This window comes from Flavobacterium solisilvae, from assembly GCF_012911605.1.
GTDB lineage: Bacteria > Bacteroidota > Bacteroidia > Flavobacteriales > Flavobacteriaceae > Flavobacterium > Flavobacterium solisilvae.
Genome location: NZ_JAAMPT010000202.1, coordinates 62551 through 87507 on the forward strand (window position 1 = coordinate 62551; position 24957 = coordinate 87507).

The window sequence follows — 24957 nt, forward strand, 5'->3', positions numbered from 1 at the left end:
GGTTTTATCATATCAATTTGTTACTGCAAATGCCGCTCCAACTTCTCCCATTAAATATAATTGGTCTTTTAATACGAATGCTTTAAAACCAGCTTTTGCAGGAATATAACCTAAGTCATTATCACCTCCAGAAACAAACATGTTGCTAAAACCAGTTGTAAAGGTTAATGAATATTTTTTTGATAAATCATATTGTAGTCTCGCATCTGCGCCAAGGTTAAAATCATATGGATCATCAGTTGGAACACCAGCGTTAATTCCTATCCCAAGCCTAAAGCCTTGATCATATTTTTCTTGTTCTTGAGCTGTTGTGAAAATTGAAAACAATAACATTGTTAATGTTCCAATAAATGTTTTTTTGATTGCTAAATTTTTCATGGATTATTTTTTTTAGTTTTAATTTATTTTTTTTGATATGAAGTTAGTAACTGCATACTGCAAGGTATATCCAGCTATTTTCTTAAAGATATTTGTTGTGTCTCCAATTAAAAATTTTCTAGAAATATAGCCAGAGGCAACACTGGTTAATGAGTTAATCAGATTTGTTTTTGTTTCTGGTGTATTGAAATCTTTTAGAGTTTTATTTAATAGATTAACAGGTTTAATACTTTCAAATAATGAATCTAATTGGTTTTTTACATCAAGAAGTTCTTCTTTTTGTTTTTGTTCTAGAAGGTCAATAGCATTACTAAGCTTTTGAGTTGGAGTTAGTGTTCTCATGGTTTGTATGATTATTGTTTTCTAATACTTCATCTAAATCAATTTTTTTTAACATTTTGGTAATAATCATGTTACTTAATGGGATTTTCATTAATTTATTTCTTTTGAAGTAAACAACTGTACCTATAATGAGATAAAGGGTTGATACAATGATGAAACCTAGATAATGTTCATTAAGTATTTTACCAATGTAAAGACTAACTCCAATATTTATAAAAAGAGTAAACATTGAAAAAATTATAAAAATTACTATGTTTGAAGTCAGTGATGATAGAACGTCTGCTGATTTTTCTACAGCATTTAGTTTGATAAGATCAATACTTGTATTAGTATATTTTTCTATTTTATCAATTAGTAAATCTTTATTTTTTGCAAATGTTTCCATGATAAAAAAGTTATAAAACGGACTTGTTAATATCCTTTAAGTTTTCAAGATTTGTTTTTTCTTCTTTGATTTTTTGTTCAGCTTCAGCAATTAAATCTTGAGCTTCATCTTTAAAACCTTCTACTGATTTTGAAATTTTATCAGTCAATTTTGAAAGAGAGTCTTTAAAGTTGTCTTTCAAATCATTTCCTTTATCAGCGATTTTCTTTCTAGTTTCGCTACCTTTTGCTGGAGCAAATAATATTCCTAAAGCAGCACCAACTGCAACTCCACCAAGAATTCCTAATAATACATTGTTGTTTTTCATGATTTCTATTTTTTATTGGTTAAATTCCTTTTCCTTTGATTAATCTTAATAGAATAGCAATTACTGCAATTACTAATAAGATATGAATAATGTTACCTGCGCTATATACAAAGAAACCAAGTGCCCAAAGTATAACAAGTATAACTGCGATTGTGTATAATAAATTTTGCATGACGTATTTTTTTTAAAAGATTAGTATTAAAATTTGATTGTTGCGTAAACGCTTAATGAACTGTTTTTACCCTCTGGAAAAGTATATGATTGACCTAAAAATGATCTTTCTTTTCCCACTGTTTGGAGACCATAATTATAACGTGCTCCAATTCCAAAACTATCGAATTCAATTCCAAGTCCAACTGCTAAACCATAGTCAAACTTATTTAAGTCATCGTTATCAATTTCTTCTTCGAAATTAAAACTACCACCATCAGTTTCATTAGAAATTTTTGCATCAACTAAATAAGCAAAGTATGGTCCGAAATGAATGTTGAAGTTATCAGTTAGGTTAGCTCTAAGTAAAACTGGTGCTTCAATATAGTTTAATCTAAATTTTCCTGTACCTGATGCAAAAGCGTTGTCATAAGTTAGTTCTGCACCTTTTACTGAGTAAAGAAGTTCTGGTTGAAGAGATAAACTTGATGAAATAGGTAATTCCAGAAATAAACCGGCATTAAAACCTATCAATCCATTTTCATCATCAACATCTTCAGTATATAAATTTGATAAGTTCAATCCACCTTTAAAACCAAAATTGGCTCCTGTTTTTGATGTTGAATCTTTTGTATCTTGCGCATTTGCTGTTAAGGAAGTTCCTAAAGCTAAAATTAAGACTGCTGCTATTTTTTTAAACTTTTTCATAATAGACTTTTTTAAATTTTACTAAATTGATTTAATTTTTATTTGTATGTTTTAATAATCTTAGAACTTACAACGTCATTTGTTGACATTAGTTTTATTGTTTTTTTTGCACTTTCAATTGAGTTTGTATAACCACTTGCAACTCCATGCTTAGATTTTATTTCCCAGAAGAAAAGAGGTTGCTGTACTTTATTTACAATTTCAATTCGTTTTTGTTCTGAGATATTTATTTTTTGTTTTTCTTTTATTTCGCCATCATTATTTGCATTTGCAAATGAACTGATAACTAATGCGAGGGTTAAAATACTTGTTTTCATAATTCTATTTTTTTATTTCATTTTGATGTTACAAAGATTTAATTTAAGTTCTATTTGCTTGTTACATCATTATTACTACTTGTTATATAATTTCAATTTTGCTAAATTTTTATTTTAATTGATTGCTATTTGCTCTGTTTCTAAATCATTTCCTATCATGTTTTCAGCTGGTCTTTTTATTCTGCCTTTTGAATTGTATGGAAATTTTTTTGAATGAATTTTGATCATTGTTTCTGGATTATCTCCATCATAATCTGTAATTTGTACTTTTTCATTTTTAAAAATCGAATATCCACCATAATTTGTTGGAAGAATATCTGAAGTATACCATTGACCATTTTCTTGGAAATAATAAACTTTTTCTTTTAAGTCATAATAAGCTTGCATGTTCGGGAAATAATGATAGCGTATTGTGCAACCTGTAGATTTGCTTACATTCAATTTTGTTTCTTTTTTTGAAACTGGTTCAGTATCATTTTTTAGAACATTAGTTTCAACATTTGATGACCAAGCTGTTGACATTTCAACTAAAGAAAGCGCAACAATAAAAAGTATCTTTTTCATAGCAATTTTTTTTATTAGGTTATCTTTTTTTTACATTACAAAGTTGCAATCAAGTCGAGAAATTTATGTTACAACTTTATTTTAGTTTGTTATATAATTCTCATTTTTAATTTCTATGTGATTGAAAATGTTAGTATTAATTAACATTACAAAGATGCGACGCCTTTATGCTAAATCTTTTATATCATTTTTTTTACTTGTTATAGAATTACAATGTTGAGCTGTTTTTAAAGGATTTTAATGTTTATTTATTCTTTTGTGGAATTGAAAATTATGACTTCATTTATTTTTCTTGACATAAAAAAAAGTCCATTAAAACAACTTGTTTTAATGGACTTCAATGAAGTATCATATTGTATAAATTATCTGTTTAATTATTCAATAGAAACTTCTCGATGGATTCTGAAATTTTAATTAGTTATGAAAATTTGTATATTGAATAAAATGATATTATTCTCTGTTTCCTTCTTCTTTAATTCCTTCTTTGATATAATCATCAATAATATCTTTTTCGTGAGTTTCGATATTACTAACTTCTTCTTCTTGAATGTCGTTTTTATGATCAATCCAAAACTCAGCCCAGATTGGAAAGTGATCAGAGCCAAAAGCTTCTAACTTTTTTATGTTTTTAACAAAAATTTCTGCAGTATGAAATATATGATCAATAGGTATTCTCATGAACCAATATTTGGCATGAAAGGTAGAAATTAAACCTCTTCCAATTCTAGGATCTATTAGATTTCCACTTTTCATAAATAGTGTAGTACTTTTTGCCCAGCCAACATTATTTAAATCTCCAATAACAATGGATGGTTTGTTAAGCTCATTCAATCTTTTTGCTACACTTAATAGTTCACCATCGCGTTCTTTTGAATTTGTTTCCTCTGTTGGGCTTGGCGGCGGCGGATGAACTACAAATAATACAAAATGATATCCTTCTTTCAAATGAAAGTGAACTTCTAGGCTTGGAATGTCATCTGCAACAAAGTAATGTTCTTTGATGTCACTCAATGGTAGTTTAGAATATAAATGCATTCCATAAGTATTCTCCAGTGTAACTTTATGGTTATAGGGATAATTTTTTTCAAGACTCCTATTAGCAATTTCCCAATCTGAATTACTTTCTAGTGTTATGAAAATATCAGGATTATTAGTAGAAATTAAATTTTGAAATTTAGTATAATTAGTATTGAATTGATAAACATTTGCTGATAGAATTGATATGGTAGCAGATGCATCTTTCGATTTTTTTTTGTCGGGTAAACTATATAAAAACGTATATTTAATTATTGTTTTTGCATGAAAAATAATAATTAAGACAAGTGTTGTATTGAATAAAGGATTAACTGTTTGATAATTTATCATGCCAATAGCAATTAAAATTATTGATAGATATAATACATGTACTTTTAAAAAATCACCTAATCGAAAAAACCAATGTTGATTTTTTAACATTGGTAAAAAGGTTAGTAATAATACAAGTAAAAATAATATATGGAATAAAATCATTAAGTATGAGTTTTATATTATTTGTTAGAATAGTTACTTTTTAAATTAAATAATTGGTAAATAGATAGTGAATTTAGCTCCGTTATTCGGTTTACCATCAGCATAAATAAAGCCTTTGTGATTATCAACAATTTTTTTACAAATTGCAAGTCCTATTCCAGTACCACTATATTCGTCTTTGTTATGAAGTCTATTAAATAGCATAAAAATTCGTTCAGAATACTGTGGATCAAATCCAATTCCATTATCTGTAAATGTAATTTTGTAAAATTTGGATTTATCGTTGAAAGGAATTTTATTTTCATTTTTTGCTTCAACCTTTTTGACTTTTATATCAATTTTTGGAGGAATATTTTCTTTGCTATATTTTAAAGAGTTATTAATAAGGTTGGTAAACAACTGCTGTATTTGAAAAGGTATAACATTCAAATGAGGTAGAGAATCACTTGTAATAATTGCCTTTTTGTCTTCAATAATTTGAGTAAGTTCAAGTTTTGAGTTTTCTAATAGTTCATTTAAACAGGTTGATACAAAAACTTTTTCAGCTTTATTTGTTCTAGAAAATTGCAATAAATCATCAATTAAAAGACGCATTCTTTCTGATGAGTCTTTAATTTTTATTAAATATTGTTTACCATTTTCTGAAAGAGAATTTATTTCTTTATCAATTAATCTAGATATAAATGTTTGAATTTTTCTCAGTGGTTCTTGTAAATCATGACTTGCAACATAGTTGAATGCTTGAAGTTCTTTATTGTTTGCTTCTAATTCTCTATTTCGGTCTTCTAAATTTTTGTTTGTTTGAATTTCTTCAGTAACATCTGTAGTAGTACCTATTAGTATTTTTTCATTTTTAGTGTTTACAAATGAATTTGCAATATTTTTTATAAAAATAGTTTCACCATTTTTCTTTTCAACTCGGTAGATAATAGTAGGTAAATGACCTTCAACAATCATTTTTTCCGCAGCTTGTTTTAGTGTTTCTAAATCTTCTGGATGAACAAACTTCTCAAAATAACTTTCTAAAGTTGGTTTAAATTCCTCTGGTTCATAACCTAATAATCTAAATTTATTGTCTGAAAAAATGAATTCATTTGTGACTAAATTTAAATGCCAAGTTCCAGATTTTCCAACTATTTCTGCAAGTTTGTTTGTTTCGTTCTTTAAATCAAGAATTTCGTTGTTTGTTTGAAGTTCTTGTAAATCTCTACTTATTTTAACAAAAGCTAAACTTATTATTGCTATAGTAACAAACAAAGTTATATAAATAAATTTAGGAGTAAAGTTTATCAGACTATCATTTTTTTTATCTCTTGATTCTAAAAGCTTGTTTTCAATGGCTAGCATTTCATTAATTTTAAATGAAATTTGTTCCATTATTTTTTTACCTTTTAATAAATTTTCTTTCAATTCATCTTGTGTAAAAGATGAATTATTATTTAATCCATAATCAACTATTTTGAATTTTTCGATACAAAGTTTTTCTATTGTATCAATTAATTTTTTCTGTTTTGGGTTATCAGATGTTATTTTTTTTAGATAATCTATGTTATGTTTTATAATTAATTTTGAAAAATTAATTTGAGTAGGAAGTTTTTTATTTTTAGTCAATAGATAATTCCTTCTTTCTATTTCTAAATCTTTTATAGTTGTATATAATTGTTCAATTTCTATTGTAACTTTATATGAATGAGCAACCATTTCTGAGGAAACTGTAACCGAGTCCATATGACGATAGGTCAATGCAGAAACAAAAAGCATTATAAAAATAGCAAGAACAAATACGATTTTTAAAAAAAGTGGTGATTTATGTATTGACAAAATTTTCATAACTACATTCTAAGTAAAAAGTTATCTTTATTTAATCCAGAAGTATGATATTGCCAATTAATTGTAACTACATCTGATAAAACTTTCTTTAGAGTGTTAAAGTCATTTGGTTTTTTTATGTAGATATTAGCACCGTTGACAAAAGTCTCTTCAATATGTTCTTCAGATGAAGAGGTTGAATAAATTGCTATAGCAATATCATCAAATCGTTTATTGGCTTTAATTTCGTGAAGACATTCTATTCCGTTCTTTTTTGGCATGTTCAAATCTAAAAAAAGCACATGAGGTAAAACAGCATTTTCAGTCATTAAATAATTCATTAGTTCAACACCATCATTAAAGGTTTGAACTTTAGTTTTCATTTTAAGTTCATCAAATGCATCAGTAAAAAACATTCTATCATCTTCATCATCATCAGCTAATATAATGTGGATATAATCTTTTTCCATGAAGTGTAAATTTTAGTTAGGTTATTGTTTTTTTTCTCTTCGTTTTGAAATTATTCGTTGAAAAGCTGATGGAGTTATTCCGGTTGTATTTTTGAATTGTGTACTCAAATGTGCAACGCTTGAATAATTTAATCTAAAAGCAATTTCTGTTAAAGATAGTTTATTGTTTAAAATGAGTTGTTTAGCAAATTCAATTTTTTGAATAATAACATAATTTTCAATGGAAGTAAAAGTTATATCAGAAAATAGATTTGATAAATAACCATAACTGTGGTTGAGTTTTTCTGCTAAATAAACTGAAACTTTGACATTGAGAATTTCTTCTCCATAAACCATTTCGTGTATAGCATCCTTAATTTTTTGAACCAAAACACTTTTTTGATTTTCTATAATTGTTATTCCATACTCTAAAAATTCTTCTCTTAATTCTTCGATTTTATCTTCCGGAACATTTTCATAAAACTCTATTTCACCAAATCCAAGTATCGAAAATTTATAACCAAAACTCGTTAATTTGTCTTCAAGAATTTTTTTGGTTAACAGGTTGTAATCAAATTTTAAAAATGCTTTCATATAGGTGTAGAATATTTAATTTTTATTTTTTCTAATTTCCTGCCATTTTTTTAATCGTATTCTTGCTTTGCTTTTTATTTGATCTTCATTTGGTTCTCCAAGAACAAAACCATATGGTTCAAGGCTTGGAATAGCATCAAACATTATTTTTAAACTGGCTACAACAGGAAGTGCTAATATCATTCCAGATGTTCCCCAAAGCATTGAAAATGCAATTATAGAAATGATAGCAACCAAAGCATTTATGCTTACTTTTGAACCAGTTACTTTTGGAGTAATAAAATTGCCTTCTATAAATTGTATAAATCCAAATAAAGCAATTACGGCTAATGAATATAGATATGAATCTTTTGTGACTAAAGCAATTGCAGCTGGGATAAGTGATCCAATTAAAATACCAATATAAGGTATCAATAATAACAATGCAGCTAAAAATCCATAAAAAAAAGGATTTTCAATACCTAGAATTAATAAACCTAAACTGTTTAAAATTCCAACAATTCCCATAACTGTAAAAAGTCCTATCAAATAATCCTGTTGAACCCTGTATAATTTCTGAATAAGTAATTTAACCTTTGTGTTGTCATTTCCTTTGCAAAAAACTTTATAAATAAAAATTTGAAAAAATTTTCTATAAAATAAAAAGAAAAACATGTAAAGCGGAATTAAGACTAAATCGCTTAATAAACTTCCCGATGCACCTAGAAAACTTATAATATTGGTAAAGTTATCTTTTAGTGTCTTACCAAAATCAAAATTTCCTTGAACAAAATCATTTTTATTAACATTAAATTTTTGCTCTATTTGACTAATTGATTCATTATAAATTTGTTCCAATTTTGTGGCATAAGTATCACTTTTAGAAACAATCTCAGATAACTGAATTCCAATAAAAGTGAACAATAAACCAATAATGATGATTAAAATTAAAATAGCCGTCAAAGCTGAAAAAACTCTTTTAAACTTCAGCTTTCTTTCTAGGAAATTTACAATCGGAAAAATAGAAATACTCAGAATGATAGCAAACAATATGGGAACTATCAGTGGTTGAAGTACATACAATACAAAGACTAATAATACTATAAAGAGTAAATTACTTGTTCGAGAGGAAAGCTGTGTTAGGTAAGTCATTTTTTTAGCTAAATTAAAAAAAAATAGGGTGTAAAGTATTTCAAAACATCCTATTTTTAATGTTCTACAATTCAGAAATCATTTTTTTAATTTCGTCTTTAGTTTTTCCTATTTTTTGTTGAATTCTACCATACAATTCTTCTTCTTTTCCTTCAACAAATAATAAATCATCGTCAGTTAAATCGGCATACTTTTGTTTTAAAACTCCTTTTAACTCATTCCATTTTCCGGCTAATTCTGTTGTGTTCATAGTTATAATAATTGAAGTTAATAATTTGTTTTTTGTAATCGTATCACATTAACAAATTTATTGATACTTCCATTTTTTTTGGTTACACAATTTTAAGCGTTTGTTACACTATTTTAATTATATGTTTGTAATTTTGTAGTGCAACATAAATATAATGACAACACAACAACTAATTCAACAAATTCAACAAAAAAAATCATTTCTTTGCATCGGTTTAGATGTCGATGTAACCAAAATTCCAAAACATTTACTCGAATTCGAAGATCCAATTTTTGAATTCAACAAAGCCATAATCGATGCCACACATGATTTATGTGTTTCCTATAAACCAAACACCGCTTTTTATGAAGCTTATGGATTAAAAGGTTGGCAATCGTTAGAAAAAACAATCAATTACATCAATCAAAAATATCCTGAAGTTTTCACCATTGCTGATGCAAAACGTGGCGATATCGGAAATACTTCTTCCATGTATGCCAGGGCATTTTTGGAAGACTTAAATTTTGACAGCGTAACCGTTGCTCCATACATGGGCAAAGATTCAGTCGAACCATTTTTAGCTTTTGAAAATAAACATACTATTTTGTTAGCCTTAACTTCCAATGAAGGTGCGTTTGATTTTCAAACCAAAATTTCAGGAGAGAAAGAACTCTATAAAACGGTAATTGAAACCTCCAAAACTTGGAAAAATTCCGAAAACTTGATGTATGTTGTTGGTGCAACCAAAGCCGAGTATTTCACTGAAATTCGTAAAATGGTTCCCGATAGCTTTTTACTAGTTCCAGGAGTTGGAGCACAAGGTGGAAGTCTAGCTGAGGTTTGCAAATTCGGAATGAACGCTAATGTTGGTTTACTCATTAATTCCTCTCGCGGAATTATTTTTGCTTCCAACGGAGTTGATTTTGCAGAGAAAGCAAGAGAAGAAGCTTTGAAATTACAGCAAGAAATGGGACAAATACTAAGCAAATAAATTTATTCGTTTTGAAAAAATTAGTTGATCAAATAGGAAATAATCATTTCTTTGAGAACACACCTAAAAGAATCGTATCACTTGTTCCATCGCAAACCGAATTATTATATGATTTGGATTTGGAAGAGAGCATTGTTGGAATAACTAAGTTTTGTGTTCATCCGTTTCATTTTAAATCTACGAAGAAAATCATTGGTGGAACTAAAAAAGTACATTTCGAAAAAATTCGATTGCTTCAACCCGATATTATCATTGCCAATAAAGAAGAAAATACACCCGAAATTGTGGAAGAGTTATCCAAGATTTGTCCCGTTTGGGTAACCGATATTGTTACTATCGAAGATAATCTGAAAATGATTGCTGATTTTGGACAACTTTTTAATAAACGAACCGAAGCGCAAAAATGGATTGACAAAATCAACTTCGGATTAGAAGATTTCAAGCGTTTTCTTAAAGATAAAAATCCTGAAGATTCAAGACAAAAAGTAGCTTATTTCATTTGGGCAAATCCTTATATGGTTGCGGCAAGAAATACTTTTATTAATGAAATGTTGAAGTTAAATAATTTTGAAAACATTTATGATAACCATTCAAAGTATGAAGGTCGTTATCCTGAAGTTGTAGTTCAAAAGATGAGAATTCAAGGTGATCCAGACTTGGTTTTTCTTTCTTCTGAACCTTTTCCTTTTACAGATGAACATGCTTTTGAATTAGGAAGATATACGCACCATGCTAAAACGGTTTTTGTTGACGGCGAAATGTTTTCGTGGTATGGAAGCCGTTTGGTAAAAGCGTTTCAATATTTTAAAAAGTTACAAGAAACACTATAAAAAGAAAAAAGTCGGTGCTTTTTCAAACATCGACTTTTTTAACTAACCCTAACCAAAACTTATAAAACCAAATTTTATATTACAAAGATATAACTTATTGAAATACAGAATTGTTAAGTTTTTGTTATTCTTATGTTATTGATTTCTAAAAATAATTTTACTTTTTATCCTGCATTGCAAAAACGTTTTGTAAAAGCGTAGAAGTTCTAGCGCTAATATTAGTTCTAATGTTTTTTTCTTCAACAGCAATCATTTTGAAAACACCTTCAAGTGCTTTGTTAGTTGTGTAATCCGTCAAATCAGGATTTACTTTTTTTACTAATGGAACAGCGTTGTATTTTGTGATGATTTGGTTCCAAATTTTATCTGCACCAACTTTAGTAAACGAATTTTTAATCACAGGATTAAATTTAGCATATAAAGCAGTAGTGGTTGAATTCTGTAGATAGGTCGTGGCAGCACTTTCATTTCCCATCAAAATGTTTTTGGCATCTGTAAAACTCATGTTTTTAACCGCATCAACAAAAATTGGTGTTGATTCTTTTACAGCATCTTCGGCAGCACGATTTAATACTTTTAAACCTTCGTCAGCAAGACTTCCCATTCCAATTTGTCTCAAAGTTTTATCTACTTTTTGTAATTCTTCCGGCAAAAGAATTTTTACCATTTCGTTTTTAAAGAAACCATCAACCGAAGTAAGTTTTGAAACTTGTTTTGAAATTCCGTTGTTCAAAGCTTCTTTTAATCCGCCCGAAATATCTAAGCTTTGTGTTTGTCCTAGATTAGGTAATTGATTAGCAACTTGCTGCAATTCAGCACAGCTAATTAAAGTAAAGCAACCCAGAAGAAGTAATATGTTTTTCATAAGAAAGTGAGTTTTTAAAATTTAATTTCAACTTTTCAAAAATAGTGCCAATAATTAAGAATATTCATAAATAAATGTTATAGTATTTTAATCTAAAAACTTTCTATCCCTAAAAATGATATTCTGTCCCTAAAAATTGTGTGAAAATTTGATTGAATTAAAATTTGTGAAAATATTTTAGGAGAAAGCGGAAAATCCTTTAAAGAGTATGCGAAAAATAATAAATAAAATGAATTAATGAGATTATTTACACTTTTTATGACTTTGTCTATTGCTTTTGGGACAACAAAAGCAAATTCACAAATTTCTGTAAATCCTTGGGAAATACATGAAGGAACAGAAGGAGTTTTAAAGCATAACAACAGCATTCATGGAGATCCGAATGCTTATAAATTAGCAAAAATACCTGCTGTAAAAGATGGAGGATGGAAGTTAGCTCCAAAAGATGCAAAAGGAGATGTGTCTATGAAGAGAAGTTCTGTAATTCTTTGCAGAGAAGAAATTGATTTCACCTATTTTCAAACCATTGTTACTATTCCAGCAAATACAACCGTTACCGATTTTAAAGTATCCTATGATAATGCCGATGATGGAGCCAGGATTTATCTTTTTAATTCAAAATTTCCAAACGGTACTTTTGATCCAAAGTCTGATTTGGTAGGAAAGCATGCAAATTTTGCATCAACTAATCTTAAAGAATTAGTTGCTCCAGGCGAAAACAGAATTGTTATTGTTCAGTTTGATGACTGTGCAGATAACAATAGTATTAATGGAATTCGTGTTAGTGTAAATGGAAAAGAAGTAGCTCCAGTTACGCCAATAACTCCAGTAGCTTCTGCCACAGTAAAAAATGATCCCGATGGAGGTGTAACCATTTTTGAACATATCAATTTTGGTGGAAAAAAATGTACATTCGGTGTGGGTTCATATGATATTACAGGAACAGAATATAATGATATTATCAGTTCTATTAAAGTTTTAAGCGGCTGGAAAGTTACTATATATGAGAATTGGAAATATACAGGAACTAAGGTTGAAATCACATCTGATGTCAATGACTTGAATTCACTCAAATTTAACGATAAGATGTCAAGTTTAGTAGTAGAGAGGGTTTCCTCTTCAGTTGCTTCAAGCGGAGTGAATATAGCAAAAGGAAAACAATGCAGAGCATCAAGTGTAAATTTTGGAGGAGTTGCTTCCAGAGCAGTTGATGGGAATACAATTGGAGAATATGGTAAAAATTCTTGTACACATACTAATGATGAAAAAGATCCTTGGTGGGAAATTGATCTTGGTGCGGTATATGATGTTTCTTCAATTAGAATATGGAATCGCACAGATGATTGCTGTTGGAATAGATTACAAGGATTTTATGTCATGGGATATGAAACTTCTATAACAAGTTGCAGTACTTCAGCTGAATATCAATATAAAGGAAGTTCATATTCGTTTACAAGTGCATCGCAATCGAGTTTATTAATTGAAGGCAATAAAAGATGTCGTTATATCAGAGTTTTTATTCCAGGAAATGTAAAAGTCCTTTCTTTGGCTGAAGTTGAAATTTTTGGACAACTTGCAAAAGTTCAAACAGCTACGACAACTTCTATTGCAACTCCTACAGCAACTTCATTACCAGACAAGTTTAAAGTACTTGCATTTTCTGTACATGAAGGTAAAAAAGAGCAAGATAAATATTGGTTTGCAATCAAAAATGGAGAAAGCAGAGTTTCGATTTTAAGTACATCAAAACTTGTAAACGGTTCAAAATGGTTAGAAATTCAACGTGTTGATCTTGGTAACAATATTTTTGCTTTCAAAGTTTTGAATGCGGGTTCTGATATGTATCTTGTAGCAAAGGATAATAAAGAAGTTCATATTGAAAAAGCCACTACAGTTCCAGAAGGAGCAAAATTCAAAACAGTCACACCATTAACATCTGCTAAAGGCGCTAATGAAAATAACTACCGTTCTTTTGAATCGGTTAAATTCTCAGGACATTACTTGCGTCATGCAGGCTATGTGTTATTTGTTCATCCGAATGATAAATCAGAACTCTTCAAGCAAGATGCTTCTTGGTTGATTGAGAAAATGTAGTTTATATAATTATTATTTAGTTGTTATGATAATGCCTCGTGGATTAGTAAAATTCGTGAGGCATTTTTTTATCCCAAAAATCGCCATTCTATCCCGGAAATTTTACACTTTAAAAGTTACATACGATTTTTGATCTCAGAAATGCAGGAAGCCGAAAATGCTTAAGAGTAGGTATGTATCAAATCACAAATTATGAAACAAAATTATTTAAAAAAAACAAATGAGTTGCTGAATTTTTTTACGTTCTTACTGTTATCTGTTGTTTTTACTTCAAATGCACAATGTCCGACAGGAAATTTTGTATTAAGCACACAAGCAGAGGTAAACGCTATTGCTGTAAACTACCCAAACTGTACGCAAATTGCAGGAAATTTGCAAATTGGACCACCAAATACTGCTTTACCTGGCAATATAACAGACCTTACACCATTGTCAAATATCACACAGGTAAACGGTACGTAATACATACAGAATAATGGGGTATTGCAAAATGTAAATGGTTTAAATATCACCAATGTTGGCGGAGGATTGTATATTGGCGGAGATTACAATGACAAAACCAATTTAATATTACAAGATATCAGTGCTTTGAGTAGTATTATAAGTGTTGGAGGATGGCTTACTATTCAGAAGAATTTATCTTTGACTAATTTAAATGGGCTACAGAATTTGGCTACTGTTGCATATGATATCTACATCAACGATAATGATGCATTAACAGATATCTCTGTGTTACAAAATACTTCATTTAATGCTTATGACGGATATGGACTAACAATAACGAATAATGCTGTTCTTGCAGTTTGTAATCTTTCTAACTTCTGTGCCTACCTTGCCAATCCTTCGAGTACACATACGAGAAATATTTCAGGGAACTTGACCAATTGTTTAAACGAAGCAGTTGTGATTTCGACTTGTAACCTAAGTGTTACTGATGTAAGTGACTACAAAATTTCTTATTATCCAAATCCGGTAAAAGACATATTCAATTTGTCTTATAGTGAAGATATAGTGAGTATTTCGGTAATGAATACATTAGGGCAACTTGTTTTAAGTCAAAATATTGGTTCAAATAATGCTCAAATCGATATGAGCACATTGCCATCAGGAAATTATTTTGTAAAAGTAGAATCTTCAGAAGTAATGAGAACAGTAAAAGTGATCAAATTATAGTTTGCGGTGTAAATTGTTAGTTTTAAGAAAAGGTCGTAATTATTTACGACTTTTTTTTGCAAATTAGGTTAGAATAATTTTTTAAAAGCAAATTCTATCCCTAAAAACAGGTTTTCATCCCAATAATTATTAACTGATTTAGAGATTTTCTATATTTGACATTCATCAAGAAGTAGTGACGTGCGTCTATTTAAAACGATATTTTTATTTTTTCTAATTTCTAACCATTTTGCAATGGCTCAGAATTCATTTATAGATAAAGAAATAAAATTGATAGACAGTCTCATACAATACAATAAATTAGATATTGCTCAAGAGAAAACAGAGAAACTATATCAACTGTTGACTAATTCCAAAAAATCAAAAAATCAGAAAACTCAATTGTTAGAAATAAGGTTCAGAAAAGCTCTTATACTTGACAGACAGTCAGCTTCACCTGCTAAATCTATACAAATATTGCAGGGATTGATAGACGAAGCAGAAACAGCAGATTTAAATTCATTGTCTTGCCGCATTTATCTTTTAATGGCATTAGCTTATGAAAAAGCAGATGATTTAGATTTGACAGACAAATATCTCCAGAATGCATACAATACTTATAAAAAGTACGAGCTAAATGAAATTTATAGTACTTACTGTATCCGAAAAGGTTCTTATTATCGATATAAGGAAGAATTAGATTCAACGCTGTATTATGCAACTAAAGCCAAAGAGTATGCGAAAAAATACAGTAACACAACTGATTTAATGGATTCTTATATTTTACTTGGGAATGTTTTTCATAAAACTCATAATTATCCCGAAGCATTAAAAAATACTGTTTCCTTGTTGAACTATCGTCGTAAAACAACAGACACTGTTTCAATATTTCATAGCTATCAAGATATTTCTTCTACCTATTTTAAAATGCACGATTTAAAAAATGCATTGTTATATAGTGATTCGTCCTATATTCTCTATAAAAAAGTACCCATAACTAGTAAGTATTTGTTTGGAAAATCGAGATATAAGATATATGAATCTTTAGGAAACATTGACTCTGCCTATTATTATTTCAAACAATATCATGATGATTTACAGCTTTCACAGAAAGAAGAAGAACATATCAAGGCCAAGAAATTAGAAGAGCAATATCAAAATGATAAAAAAGAAGTAATTATAAAAAGTAAAAACCAGCAGGTATTTTTTATTAGTAGTTTACTTGTTTTGATTATTATAATTTTTGTTTTGGTGTTAAGAAAAAATCAAAAAATAAAGAAACAAAATAAAATTATCAACAGTCAATTAGCAGAGCTTTCCAAGGCTTTAGAGCAGAAACAAATGCTTTTGTCGGAGTTGCAACATCGAGTAAAAAATAATCTCCAACATGTCATCAGTATTCTGGAAATGCAGAAAGAATCTGTTGATTTTAACAATATTGATGAGCTTATTCGAGGAAATCAAAACCGAATTCATTCTATGGCTTTATTGCATAAAAAACTGAATGTTTCGGATAATGTAAATGAGATAGATTTTAAAAGATACATAACCGAACTTTCAGGATTGGTTAAAGAGTCGTATGACAATCACAACAAGAAAATAAGTTTAAATGTAAAATGTGAAATTGAAAATATTTCCATAGAAAAAGCTTTACCAATAGGTCTAATTATTACAGAGCTCGTAAGTAATAGCATGAAACACGCCTTCAAAAAAAGAAATATTGGTATCATTAATTTAGAAATTACAAAAAGCGGAATAGGTAATAAATTATACTATGCTGATAACGGTGACGGTTATGATTTTAATAAGGTAAATGAAAAAGGGTTAGGACAGGAAATTATCAAAGGTTTAATTGATCAACTTGACGGAATTACTGAAATTAAAGAGAATAATGGTTTTGAACTAATACTATATTTTAGATAATTATGAGTACAAAAGAAAAGACTATTTTATTGGTTGAAGATGATTTCCTAAATAGGCGATTATCTAAAAAAACTTTGATAGAAAATGGATATATTGTTTTGGAAGCTAAGAATGCTAAAGAAACCATTGAAATACTCAAAAAAGAAACGGTTGATGTTGCTGTTCTTGATATCAATCTTGGAGAAAATGAACAAAACGGAATAACTCTTGGGCAACAAATTAAAAATCAATATTCTATTCCGTTTATTTATTTGACAGCTTATGAAAATCCTGAAATCATTAATGAAGCAATATTGACTTCTCCTTATTCTTACTTGACAAAACCGTTTAAAAATATCGATCTAATTACATCAATTGAAATAGCCGCCAAACAATCTGCCCTAAAAATAAAGCAAAGTCCTAAAATTTTAGTGAAAGATCAAGAGTATAATGTAGAAATTTCAACAGAGGATATTAATTTCATAGAATCAGAGGGAAATTATATTTTATTCCATACCGATTGTAAAATCTATAAAACTCGTTCAACAATAAAAAATATAATGGAAATATTATCTGAATCTACTTTCATTCAGACGCATAGAGCTTATGTAGTAAATAAAACTAAAATTGAAAAGTTTAACATCAAAAGTTTAGTAATCAAAAATGTAACAATACCTGTTTCAAAAAGCTATTTAAGCAATTTTAATACAGGATACTAATTTAAAACTAAAACCTAAAAAAATAGCGTTCCATTTTTATTAATTCCGTAAATTGCACCCTCAAAAGCAATATATTTTTATCAATGGAACAACAAACTCCTTATATTCCTAAAAATAAAGTAAGAATCGTAACAGCTGCATCACTTTTTGACGGACACGATGCCGCTATCAATATTATGCGCCGAATTATTCAAGCTACAGGTGTTGAGGTAATTCATCTTGGACATGATAGAAGCGTTGAAGAAGTAGTAAATACAGCTATTCAAGAAGATGCAAATGCTATAGCAATGACTTCTTATCAAGGTGGACACAATGAATATTTCAAATATATGTTTGATTTATTAAAGGAAAAAGGAGCTGAACACATTAAAATATTTGGTGGTGGCGGAGGTGTTATTTTGCCAAGTGAAATTGCAGAATTACAAGAGTATGGTATCACTAGAATTTATTCTCCGGATGATGGTCGCGCTCTGGGTTTGCAAGGAATGATTAACGATTTAGTAAAACAAGCCGATTTTCCTGTTGGAGATAAATTAAATGGTGAAATCAATCAATTGGAAGAAAAAAATCCAACGGCAATTGCCCGAGTAATTTCTTCTGCGGAAAATTTCCCTGATGTTGCTAAAGAAACTTTGGAAACAATTCATAAAAAGAATGAAACGTCAAAAATTCCGGTTTTAGGAATTACAGGAACTGGTGGTGCAGGAAAATCTTCTTTAGTTGATGAATTGGTTCGTCGTTTTTTAATCGATTTCCCAGAAAAAACCATCGGATTAATTTCGGTTGATCCATCCAAACGTAAAACTGGCGGTGCATTGCTTGGTGATAGAATTCGTATGAATGCTATTAATAATCCAAGAGTTTATATGCGTTCGTTGGCAACACGTCAATCCAATTTAGCCTTGTCAAAATATGTAGCCGAAGCCATTCAGGTGTTGAAAGCTGCAAAATATGATATTATTATTTTGGAAACTTCGGGTATTGGTCAAAGTGATACCGAAATTTTAGAACATTCTGATGTTTCGCTTTATGTAATGACGCCAGAATTTGGTGCGGCAACGCAATTGGAAAAAATCGATATGCTTGATTTTGCCGATTTGGTGGCGATAAATAAATTTGACAAACGTGGTGCTTTGGATGCGATTCGCGATGTGAAAAAACAATACCAGCGAAATCATAATCTTTGGGATGTAAACCCAGATGAAATGCCAGTAATTGGAACCATTGCTTCTCAGTTTAACGATCCGGGAATGAACACACTCTACAAAAAAATCATGGATAAAATTGTAGAGAAAACAGGTGCCAATTTACATTCAACTTTCGAAATTACTCGTGAAATGAGTGAGAAGATTTTTGTAATTCCACCACATAGAACACGTTATTTATCTGAAATTGCAGAGAATAATCGTAAATATGACGAAACGGTTTTAACTCAAGTTGAAGTTGCTCAAAAATTGTATGGAATTTATAAAACAATTGAAACCGTAAACAAAAAAACACCACAGTTAGACAAAACAGGTATAGTTGCAGATAGTTTAAACCGCAATGATGACAATAAAGTTTTTCTTGAATTGCTTGTTCAGCAATTTGATAAAATAAAAATGGATTTGGATGCTTACAACTGGGAAATCATTTTAACTTGGGATGAAAAAGTAAACAAATACAAAAACCCAGTTTATAGCTTTAAAGTTCGAGATAAAGAGATTAAAATTCAAACACATACCGAAAGTTTATCGCATTCTCAAATTCCAAAAGTAGCCTTGCCAAAATACCAAGCTTGGGGTGATATTCTAAAATGGAATTTACAAGAAAATGTTCCTGGAGAATTCCCTTTTGCATCTGGATTGTATCCATTCAAACGCGAAGGCGAAGATCCAACTCGTATGTTTGCTGGTGAAGGTGGACCAGAACGTACCAATCGTCGTTTTCATTATGTTTCTCTTGGAATGCCAGCCAAAAGACTATCTACGGCTTTTGATAGTGTAACTTTATATGGAAACGATCCCGATTTGCGTCCAGATATTTATGGAAAAATTGGTAATGCTGGAGTTTCTATTTGTTGTTTAGACGATGCAAAAAAACTGTATTCTGGTTTTGATTTATCGCATCCAATGACTTCGGTTTCGATGACCATTAATGGTCCAGCTCCAATGTTGTTAGGTTTCTTTTTGAATGCTGCTATCGACCAAAATTGTGAAAAATACATTATTGAAAATAATCTTCAAGTTGAAATTGAAGAAAAAATCAATGAAATCTACAAGAAAAAAGGATTACCAAGACCAAAATACAATGGCGAATTACCACAAGGAAACAATGGTTTAGGGTTGATGTTACTTGGTGTTACTGGAGACCAAGTGTTGCCAATTGAAGTTTATAATGACATCAAGATTAAAACCTTATCTCAAGTTCGTGGAACGGTGCAAGCCGATATTCTAAAAGAAGATCAAGCACAGAATACTTGTATTTTTTCTACGGAATTTGCTTTACGATTAATGGGTGATGTTCAAGAATATTTTATACAAAAGAATGTTCGTAATTTCTATTCCGTTTCTATTTCAGGGTATCATATTGCTGAAGCAGGAGCAAACCCAATTACCCAATTAGCGTTTACCTTGGCAAATGGTTTTACTTATGTGGAATATTATTTGTCTCGTGGAATGAATATCAATGATTTTGGACCAAATTTATCCTTCTTTTTCTCAAACGGAATTGATCCAGAATATGCTGTGATTGGCCGTGTAGCTCGTAAAATTTGGGCAAAAGCCATGAAAAACAAATATGGAGCAAACGAAAGAGCTCAAATGTTGAAATACCATATTCAAACTTCTGGTCGTTCGCTTCACGCACAAGAAATTGATTTCAATGATATCCGTACTACTTTACAAGCGTTGTATGCTATTTATGACAATTGTAATTCATTACATACCAATGCGTATGACGAAGCGATTACAACTCCAACGGAAGAAAGTGTGCGTCGTGCCATGGCTATTCAGTTGATTATTAATAAAGAATTAGGTTTGGCTAAAAACGAAAACCCAATTCAAGGTTCGTTTATTATTGAAGAATTAACCGATTTAGTAGAAGAAGCTGTATTAAGAGAATTTGACAGAATTACAGAGCGTGGTGGCGTTCTTGGTGCTATGGAAACCATGTACCAACGTAACCAAATTCAAGAAGAAAGTATGTACTATGAAATGCTGAAACACACAGGTGAGTTCCCAATTATTGGTGTAAATACTTTTTTAAGTAGTAAAGGTTCGCCTACGGTTTTACCAGCTGAAGTAATTAGAGCAACTGAAGAGGAAAAACAATTCCAAATTACTACTTTGGATAATTTGCACAAAGCCAATGCCGATAAGGTAAAAGAGCAATTAAGTATCTTACAAGATGCCGCAATCAATAACCAAAACTTATTTGAAAAATTAATGGACGCGGCAAAATATTGTTCGTTAGGACAAATAACTTCAGCGTTGTTTGAAGTTGGCGGTCAATATAGAAGAAATATGTAATAAAAAAGTCTCCATTTAAGGAGACTTTTTTAAATCCAAAGAGTATGGATTCGGTAACACAAATAGTACTTGGTGCAGCTGTAGCTAATGAAGTTCTAGGTAAAAAGCTTGGTAATAAAGCCATTTTATACGGAGCAATTTTAGGAACTATTCCTGATTTGGATGTATTGGTTGGAAAGTTTTTAGATCCGTTAACGGCTACCTATATTCATCGTGGTTTAAGTCATTCTACATTGTTTTTTTTATTGTTTTCGCCTGTTTTGGCATTTGTTATTCAAAAAATAGAAAAGAACAACAATGTAAAATTCAAGGAAGCATTAATTTGTTCGTTTTTAGGATTGCAAACTCATGCTTTGTTAGATTTGTTTACTACTTGGGGAACACAACTGTTTTGGCCGTTGGAAACCCGATTTTCATTACAGTCTATATTTGTAATTGATCCATTGTATACTTTGCCATTTTTGTTCTTTCTGATCTTATCAATGCGAAAAAACAAAACGGATAGAAAAAGAATATTCTGGAACAGAATAGGGTTGATTGTTAGTACTTCTTATCTGTTTTTTACATTGATTGTTCAGTCAATTGTGACGAATAAATTTGAAAAGCAATTAAAAGAAAACAACATTGTTTATCAGGAAATTGTTGTAAAACCGTCACCATTTAATATTATTTTATGGACAACAAATGTGAAAGTAGATAATGGTTACTGGATTGGTGATTATTCTTTTTTTGATACAAAACCAATTCAATTTCAATTTATTCCGGCGCAAATAGAATTAATTAAAGGAATTGAGAATGAAGCTGTAGTTCATCAGCTCAAACGAATTTCAGAAGGTTGGTTTTGTATTACTCAAAAAGATGACCGTTTGTTTTTTAATGATTTACGGTTTGGTGTAATGGATACGGAAAAAGATAATTTTCAGTTTGCATTTAGTTATCAGTTGATAAATAAAGACGGAAAAATTTCTGCCACAGAATTACCTAACAAAAATAGAGAACAAGCACAAAAGTTATTGGCTAAACTATGGGTAAGGTTACAAGGAAATTAGTTACTGTTCACTATTGTATCTTTTCAATATAGCTTTTAGTTGTTCGGCACGGACAATTTTCTTTGCTTTTTCTTTACTTTGCGCTTTGTGAAGCTTGTCGTTGTGCGCTTTTATGTTTTTAGCATTGTTTCTTCCCATGATGCAAATGTATAAATTTTTGTTAAAAAGAATACTTTGGCACAACAATTGGAATGGAAGTAATATCATTAATCATTAAATTTACACATTATGAAAAGAATTACTTTAGTTTTAGCTTTTATCGGGATGATAACACTAAACAGTTGCACGGTTAACGAGGATAATGGAAACAATATAGATAACGACACTATTAGTGAAGTGTTTGAACTTAGAAATATAAATTTTTCATTTGATGGAGGAAATAGTTATTCTATCTATAGAACTTTAAATCCTCAAATTTATGCTTCAGATGTGGTTTTAATTTATAGAATGTCTGATTTGATTGATTCTAATACACCAGTTTGGCAATTAATTCCACGAACATTATATTTACAACAAGGTGAATTAGATTATGACTTTGATTTCAGTAAAGAAGATTTTACAATATATGCTGGTGGAACTTATGATTTATCTTTAACTCCAGGATATTTAACTAATCAAACGTTTAGAATTGTAATCGTTCCAGGGTATTTTTCAAATAGAATGGCTAACCCAGTTGATTACTCTGATTATAATGCAGTAATAAAAGCTTTTAATATAAATGACAAAAATGTGAAAGTACTTAATTAGAATATTTTGCATCATAAAACAAAGGCGGACACTATAGTCCGCTTTTTTTATTAAAAAAAAACAGATTTTTTTGCGTCTTTTTTGATGTTTTTTGGTCTAATAGATATAACATTAAAATATATTTATTATGAAAGCAAATAGAAAAGATAACTGCGGTTGTTCAACTGGTCAACCATGTACTTGTACTAATTGTACTTGTGAAAATTGTACTTGTCAAAAATAAGCAAGTTAAAGGATTACTAACCTTATTGTCTTTTTGCAATAAGGTTAGTAACTTTATAATCAATAAAGAAAGAAATGGAAATACCTAAAACAGATATTACTTCAGAGAATCTTTGGCAAACGTATGCCAACGACTTGAAACGTTATGTATTCAGTCAAATTAAAGACGAAGAGATAACAAATGATGTTTTACAGGAAGTTTTTATTAAAATTCATTTGAATATAGAAAACCTGAGAGAAAAGAGTAGTGTTAAGTCTTGGGTTTTTACCATAGCACATAATACATTAATGAATTTTTTAAATAAGAAATCTGTTTCGCTTCCTGTTGAGGATATTCCTGATGATTTTATAACTAATGAAGAAGTTCATTCTGCAAAAAGTTGTTTACTTCCATTGATAAAGAATTTACCTGAAAAATATCGTGAACCTTTATTGTTAAGTGAGATTCAAGGAAAAAAGCAATCTGAAGTAGCTGATGTTTTAGGGATTAGTTTATCAGGAGCAAAATCGAGAATTCAACGCGGACGTAAATTGTTGCAGCAAGGATTTATGGATTGTTGTCATTATAAATTAAACGAAGAAGGCTTTTTGGTAGGAGAACATCAGGACAAAGCTGATTGTAAAATGTGTAAATAAAAAACCATTCGCTTAGCGAATGGTTTTTTGTTTGTGTTTATTTATGATTACGAAACATCAACAGTGGTTTCTGCTGCAATTTTTTTGTATGTTCCGTTTTCTAATTTTTCACGGATAGCTTCAAAGGCTGTCAACGTTTCATTTATATCTTCAATAGTATGTGAAGCTGTTGGAATCATTCTTAACAAGATAATTCCTTTTGGAATAACTGGATAAACCACGATAGAAAGGAAAATTCCATAGTTTTCTCTCAAGTCGTTTACCATAACCATCGCTTCTGGAATAGAACCTTCAAGATAAACTGGAGTTACACAAGTATTAGTATCGCCAATGTTGAATCCTTTTTCTTTTAATCCGTTTTGTAACGCATTTACGTTTTCCCAAAGCTTGTCTTTCAACTCAGGCATTGTACGCAACATTTGTAAACGTTTTAACGAACCAATAGTTTGTATCATTGGTAACGCTTTAGCAAACATTTGCGAACGTAAGTTGTATTTTAAATAATCAATAATGTCTTTATCAGCAGCTACAAAAGCACCAATATTTGCCATAGATTTAGCAAACGTAGAGAAATAAACGTCAATTCCGTCTTGGCAACCTTGTTCTTCTCCAGCACCAGCACCAGTTTTTCCTAATGTTCCAAATCCGTGAGCATCATCAACCAAAAGACGGAAATTGTATTTTTCTTTCATCGCTACAATTTCTTTCAATTTTCCTTGTTGACCACGCATTCCAAAAACACCTTCGGTAATAAAAAGAATTCCGCCGCCAGTTTCTTCAGCCATTTTAGTAGCACGTTGAAGATTTTTCTCCATGCTTTCTAGATCATTGTGCTTGTAGGTAAAACGTTTTCCCATGTGTAAACGTACACCGTCAATGATACAAGCGTGAGAATCTACATCGTATACAATAATATCATTTTTAGTAACTAATGCATCGATGATAGAAACCATTCCTTGGTAACCAAAGTTCAATAAATAAGCCGATTCTTTCATAACGAATTCAGCCAATTCTTTTTCTAATTGTTCATGGAAATTAGTATGACCGCTCATCATTCTGGCACCCATTGGATACGCTGCGCCATATTGTGTAGCGGCATCAATATCCGCTTGGCGAACTTCTGGATGATTTGCTAATCCTAAATAATCGTTGATAGACCAGTTTAATATTTGTTTTCCGTGAAACTGCATTCTTGGACCAAGTTCACCTTCCAACTTTGGAAATACATAATATCCTTCTGCTTGTGATGCCCATTTTCCTAACGGACCTTTATTGTTTTGTATTCTTTCGAATAAATCTTTTACCATAATAACTTTGTATTTAGTCTTGGCAAAAGTAATTATAAATTTAGTTTACTCCTAATCATTAT

At 30.1% G+C, this 24957-nt stretch carries 28 protein-coding genes; 11 read left to right on the forward strand and 17 right to left on the reverse strand.

The window, feature by feature from the left end; all coding sequences use genetic code 11:
- Window positions 1–12: 12 nt before the first annotated feature.
- The 14 genes from G6042_RS05080 to G6042_RS05145 all read right to left on the reverse strand — a co-directional run bounded on the left by G6042_RS05080 (window position 13) and on the right by G6042_RS05145 (window position 8893).
- Complete coding sequence (locus G6042_RS05080; RefSeq protein WP_317168045.1) at window positions 13–378, reverse strand: hypothetical protein; 366 nt, start codon at window positions 376–378, stop codon at window positions 13–15.
- Window positions 379–396: 18 nt separating this feature from the next.
- The gene (locus tag G6042_RS05085) at window positions 397–720 is read right to left on the reverse strand and encodes a hypothetical protein (RefSeq protein WP_169523224.1); all 324 of its coding nucleotides are present in this window, start codon (window positions 718–720) and stop codon (window positions 397–399) included.
- Window positions 689–1105 (reverse strand): hypothetical protein, encoded by a 417-nt coding sequence (locus G6042_RS05090; RefSeq protein ID WP_211161637.1) that lies wholly within the window; start codon window positions 1103–1105, stop codon window positions 689–691. The genes G6042_RS05085 and G6042_RS05090 overlap by 32 nt, the downstream gene beginning before the upstream one ends.
- A 10-nt stretch (window positions 1106–1115) precedes the next feature.
- Window positions 1116–1412, reverse strand: a complete 297-nt coding sequence (locus G6042_RS05095; protein ID WP_169523225.1) for a YtxH domain-containing protein — start codon at window positions 1410–1412, stop codon at window positions 1116–1118.
- A gap of 19 nt (window positions 1413–1431) precedes the next feature.
- Window positions 1432–1584, reverse strand: coding sequence for a lmo0937 family membrane protein (locus tag G6042_RS05100; protein WP_169523226.1), 153 nt, complete (start codon window positions 1582–1584; stop codon window positions 1432–1434).
- A 26-nt stretch (window positions 1585–1610) separates the two neighbouring features.
- Window positions 1611–2270 carry a porin family protein gene (locus tag G6042_RS05105; protein ID WP_169523227.1) on the reverse strand — a complete coding sequence of 220 codons (660 nt, stop codon included), beginning with the start codon at window positions 2268–2270 and terminating at the stop codon, window positions 1611–1613.
- A 38-nt stretch (window positions 2271–2308) separates the two neighbouring features.
- Window positions 2309–2587 (reverse strand): hypothetical protein, encoded by a 279-nt coding sequence (locus G6042_RS05110; RefSeq protein WP_169523228.1) that lies wholly within the window; start codon window positions 2585–2587, stop codon window positions 2309–2311.
- Between the two features lie 114 nt (window positions 2588–2701).
- Window positions 2702–3151: a hypothetical protein gene (locus G6042_RS05115; protein ID WP_169523229.1), complete on the reverse strand. Its 450-nt coding sequence runs from the start codon at window positions 3149–3151 to the stop codon at window positions 2702–2704.
- Window positions 3152–3601: 450 nt separating this feature from the next.
- On the reverse strand, window positions 3602–4516 hold the full coding sequence (locus tag G6042_RS05120; RefSeq protein ID WP_235933197.1) for an endonuclease/exonuclease/phosphatase family protein: 915 nt from the start codon (window positions 4514–4516) through the stop codon (window positions 3602–3604).
- Between the two features lie 189 nt (window positions 4517–4705).
- Complete coding sequence (locus G6042_RS05125; protein WP_211161638.1) at window positions 4706–6490, reverse strand: ATP-binding protein; 1785 nt, start codon at window positions 6488–6490, stop codon at window positions 4706–4708.
- Between the two features lie 2 nt (window positions 6491–6492).
- On the reverse strand, window positions 6493–6939 hold the full coding sequence (locus G6042_RS05130; protein ID WP_169523232.1) for a response regulator: 447 nt from the start codon (window positions 6937–6939) through the stop codon (window positions 6493–6495).
- Between the two features lie 21 nt (window positions 6940–6960).
- Entirely contained in the window at window positions 6961–7512 is a 552-nt protein-coding gene (locus G6042_RS05135; RefSeq protein ID WP_169523233.1) for a helix-turn-helix domain-containing protein, read from the reverse strand.
- 15 nt (window positions 7513–7527) lie between these two features.
- Window positions 7528–8643, reverse strand: coding sequence for an AI-2E family transporter (locus G6042_RS05140; protein ID WP_169523234.1), 1116 nt, complete (start codon window positions 8641–8643; stop codon window positions 7528–7530).
- Between the two features lie 64 nt (window positions 8644–8707).
- On the reverse strand, window positions 8708–8893 hold the full coding sequence (locus G6042_RS05145; protein WP_169523235.1) for a CsbD family protein: 186 nt from the start codon (window positions 8891–8893) through the stop codon (window positions 8708–8710).
- 154 nt (window positions 8894–9047) lie between these two features.
- Between G6042_RS05145 and pyrF the strand changes: the two genes are divergently transcribed.
- The gene (gene pyrF / locus G6042_RS05150; protein WP_169523236.1) at window positions 9048–9863 is read left to right on the forward strand and encodes an orotidine-5'-phosphate decarboxylase; all 816 of its coding nucleotides are present in this window, start codon (window positions 9048–9050) and stop codon (window positions 9861–9863) included.
- 11 nt (window positions 9864–9874) lie between these two features.
- Window positions 9875–10693 (forward strand): ABC transporter substrate-binding protein, encoded by an 819-nt coding sequence (locus tag G6042_RS05155; RefSeq protein ID WP_169523237.1) that lies wholly within the window; start codon window positions 9875–9877, stop codon window positions 10691–10693.
- A 157-nt stretch (window positions 10694–10850) separates the two neighbouring features.
- On the opposite strand, the gene G6042_RS05160 is transcribed toward G6042_RS05155, so the two are convergent.
- Entirely contained in the window at window positions 10851–11558 is a 708-nt protein-coding gene (locus G6042_RS05160; protein ID WP_169523238.1) for a DUF4197 domain-containing protein, read from the reverse strand.
- A 237-nt stretch (window positions 11559–11795) separates the two neighbouring features.
- On the opposite strand from G6042_RS05160, the gene G6042_RS05165 reads away from it, so the two are divergent.
- From G6042_RS05165 to G6042_RS05195, 7 genes are all read left to right on the forward strand, one after another.
- Window positions 11796–13652: a galactose-binding domain-containing protein gene (locus G6042_RS05165; protein WP_169523239.1), complete on the forward strand. Its 1857-nt coding sequence runs from the start codon at window positions 11796–11798 to the stop codon at window positions 13650–13652.
- A 192-nt stretch (window positions 13653–13844) separates the two neighbouring features.
- Window positions 13845–14114 carry a hypothetical protein gene (locus G6042_RS05170; protein ID WP_169523240.1) on the forward strand — a complete coding sequence of 90 codons (270 nt, stop codon included), beginning with the start codon at window positions 13845–13847 and terminating at the stop codon, window positions 14112–14114.
- 21 nt (window positions 14115–14135) lie between these two features.
- Window positions 14136–14825: a T9SS type A sorting domain-containing protein gene (locus G6042_RS05175; RefSeq protein WP_169523241.1), complete on the forward strand. Its 690-nt coding sequence runs from the start codon at window positions 14136–14138 to the stop codon at window positions 14823–14825.
- A 234-nt stretch (window positions 14826–15059) separates the two neighbouring features.
- The gene (locus G6042_RS05180; protein WP_169523242.1) at window positions 15060–16727 is read left to right on the forward strand and encodes a sensor histidine kinase; all 1668 of its coding nucleotides are present in this window, start codon (window positions 15060–15062) and stop codon (window positions 16725–16727) included.
- Window positions 16728–16729: 2 nt separating this feature from the next.
- Window positions 16730–17425 carry a LytR/AlgR family response regulator transcription factor gene (locus G6042_RS05185; protein ID WP_169523243.1) on the forward strand — a complete coding sequence of 232 codons (696 nt, stop codon included), beginning with the start codon at window positions 16730–16732 and terminating at the stop codon, window positions 17423–17425.
- A gap of 83 nt (window positions 17426–17508) precedes the next feature.
- Window positions 17509–20934, forward strand: coding sequence for a methylmalonyl-CoA mutase family protein (locus tag G6042_RS05190; protein WP_169523244.1), 3426 nt, complete (start codon window positions 17509–17511; stop codon window positions 20932–20934).
- A 44-nt stretch (window positions 20935–20978) separates the two neighbouring features.
- Entirely contained in the window at window positions 20979–21983 is a 1005-nt protein-coding gene (locus G6042_RS05195) for a metal-dependent hydrolase (RefSeq protein WP_169523245.1), read from the forward strand.
- On the opposite strand, the gene G6042_RS05200 is transcribed toward G6042_RS05195, so the two are convergent.
- Window positions 21984–22190 carry a hypothetical protein gene (locus tag G6042_RS05200; RefSeq protein WP_169523171.1) on the reverse strand — a complete coding sequence of 69 codons (207 nt, stop codon included), beginning with the start codon at window positions 22188–22190 and terminating at the stop codon, window positions 21984–21986.
- 21 nt (window positions 22191–22211) lie between these two features.
- Between G6042_RS05200 and G6042_RS05205 the strand changes: the two genes are divergently transcribed.
- Both G6042_RS05205 and sigZ read left to right on the forward strand, forming a co-directional pair.
- The gene (locus G6042_RS05205; RefSeq protein WP_169523246.1) at window positions 22212–22730 is read left to right on the forward strand and encodes a hypothetical protein; all 519 of its coding nucleotides are present in this window, start codon (window positions 22212–22214) and stop codon (window positions 22728–22730) included.
- 297 nt (window positions 22731–23027) lie between these two features.
- A complete protein-coding gene (gene sigZ / locus G6042_RS05210; protein ID WP_169523247.1) occupies window positions 23028–23588 on the forward strand; it encodes an RNA polymerase sigma factor SigZ in 561 nt (186 codons plus the stop codon).
- 47 nt (window positions 23589–23635) lie between these two features.
- Here the strand turns inward: sigZ and G6042_RS05215 are convergent, their stop codons facing one another.
- A complete protein-coding gene (locus tag G6042_RS05215) occupies window positions 23636–24895 on the reverse strand; it encodes an aminotransferase class I/II-fold pyridoxal phosphate-dependent enzyme (RefSeq protein WP_169523248.1) in 1260 nt (419 codons plus the stop codon).
- Window positions 24896–24957: the final 62 nt, after the last annotated feature.

Coding starts and splice junctions, on each gene's coding strand:
- G6042_RS05080 (WP_317168045.1), bottom strand. CDS start 378: ATGAAAAATTTAGCAATCAAAAAAACATTTATTGGAACATTAACAATG.
- G6042_RS05085 (WP_169523224.1), bottom strand. CDS start 720: ATGAGAACACTAACTCCAACTCAAAAGCTTAGTAATGCTATTGACCTT.
- G6042_RS05090 (WP_211161637.1), bottom strand. CDS start 1,105: ATGGAAACATTTGCAAAAAATAAAGATTTACTAATTGATAAAATAGAA.
- G6042_RS05095 (WP_169523225.1), bottom strand. CDS start 1,412: ATGAAAAACAACAATGTATTATTAGGAATTCTTGGTGGAGTTGCAGTT.
- G6042_RS05100 (WP_169523226.1), bottom strand. CDS start 1,584: ATGCAAAATTTATTATACACAATCGCAGTTATACTTGTTATACTTTGG.
- G6042_RS05105 (WP_169523227.1), bottom strand. CDS start 2,270: ATGAAAAAGTTTAAAAAAATAGCAGCAGTCTTAATTTTAGCTTTAGGA.
- G6042_RS05110 (WP_169523228.1), bottom strand. CDS start 2,587: ATGAAAACAAGTATTTTAACCCTCGCATTAGTTATCAGTTCATTTGCA.
- G6042_RS05115 (WP_169523229.1), bottom strand. CDS start 3,151: ATGAAAAAGATACTTTTTATTGTTGCGCTTTCTTTAGTTGAAATGTCA.
- G6042_RS05120 (WP_235933197.1), bottom strand. CDS start 4,516: ATGATAAATTATCAAACAGTTAATCCTTTATTCAATACAACACTTGTC.
- G6042_RS05125 (WP_211161638.1), bottom strand. CDS start 6,490: ATGAAAATTTTGTCAATACATAAATCACCACTTTTTTTAAAAATCGTA.
- G6042_RS05130 (WP_169523232.1), bottom strand. CDS start 6,939: ATGGAAAAAGATTATATCCACATTATATTAGCTGATGATGATGAAGAT.
- G6042_RS05135 (WP_169523233.1), bottom strand. CDS start 7,512: ATGAAAGCATTTTTAAAATTTGATTACAACCTGTTAACCAAAAAAATT.
- G6042_RS05140 (WP_169523234.1), bottom strand. CDS start 8,643: ATGACTTACCTAACACAGCTTTCCTCTCGAACAAGTAATTTACTCTTT.
- G6042_RS05145 (WP_169523235.1), bottom strand. CDS start 8,893: ATGAACACAACAGAATTAGCCGGAAAATGGAATGAGTTAAAAGGAGTT.
- pyrF (WP_169523236.1), top strand. CDS start 9,048: ATGACAACACAACAACTAATTCAACAAATTCAACAAAAAAAATCATTT.
- G6042_RS05160 (WP_169523238.1), bottom strand. CDS start 11,558: ATGAAAAACATATTACTTCTTCTGGGTTGCTTTACTTTAATTAGCTGT.
- G6042_RS05165 (WP_169523239.1), top strand. CDS start 11,796: ATGAGATTATTTACACTTTTTATGACTTTGTCTATTGCTTTTGGGACA.
- G6042_RS05170 (WP_169523240.1), top strand. CDS start 13,845: ATGAAACAAAATTATTTAAAAAAAACAAATGAGTTGCTGAATTTTTTT.
- G6042_RS05180 (WP_169523242.1), top strand. CDS start 15,060: ATGGCTCAGAATTCATTTATAGATAAAGAAATAAAATTGATAGACAGT.
- G6042_RS05185 (WP_169523243.1), top strand. CDS start 16,730: ATGAGTACAAAAGAAAAGACTATTTTATTGGTTGAAGATGATTTCCTA.
- G6042_RS05190 (WP_169523244.1), top strand. CDS start 17,509: ATGGAACAACAAACTCCTTATATTCCTAAAAATAAAGTAAGAATCGTA.
- G6042_RS05195 (WP_169523245.1), top strand. CDS start 20,979: ATGGATTCGGTAACACAAATAGTACTTGGTGCAGCTGTAGCTAATGAA.
- G6042_RS05200 (WP_169523171.1), bottom strand. CDS start 22,190: ATGATATTACTTCCATTCCAATTGTTGTGCCAAAGTATTCTTTTTAAC.
- G6042_RS05205 (WP_169523246.1), top strand. CDS start 22,212: ATGAAAAGAATTACTTTAGTTTTAGCTTTTATCGGGATGATAACACTA.
- sigZ (WP_169523247.1), top strand. CDS start 23,028: ATGGAAATACCTAAAACAGATATTACTTCAGAGAATCTTTGGCAAACG.
- G6042_RS05215 (WP_169523248.1), bottom strand. CDS start 24,895: ATGGTAAAAGATTTATTCGAAAGAATACAAAACAATAAAGGTCCGTTA.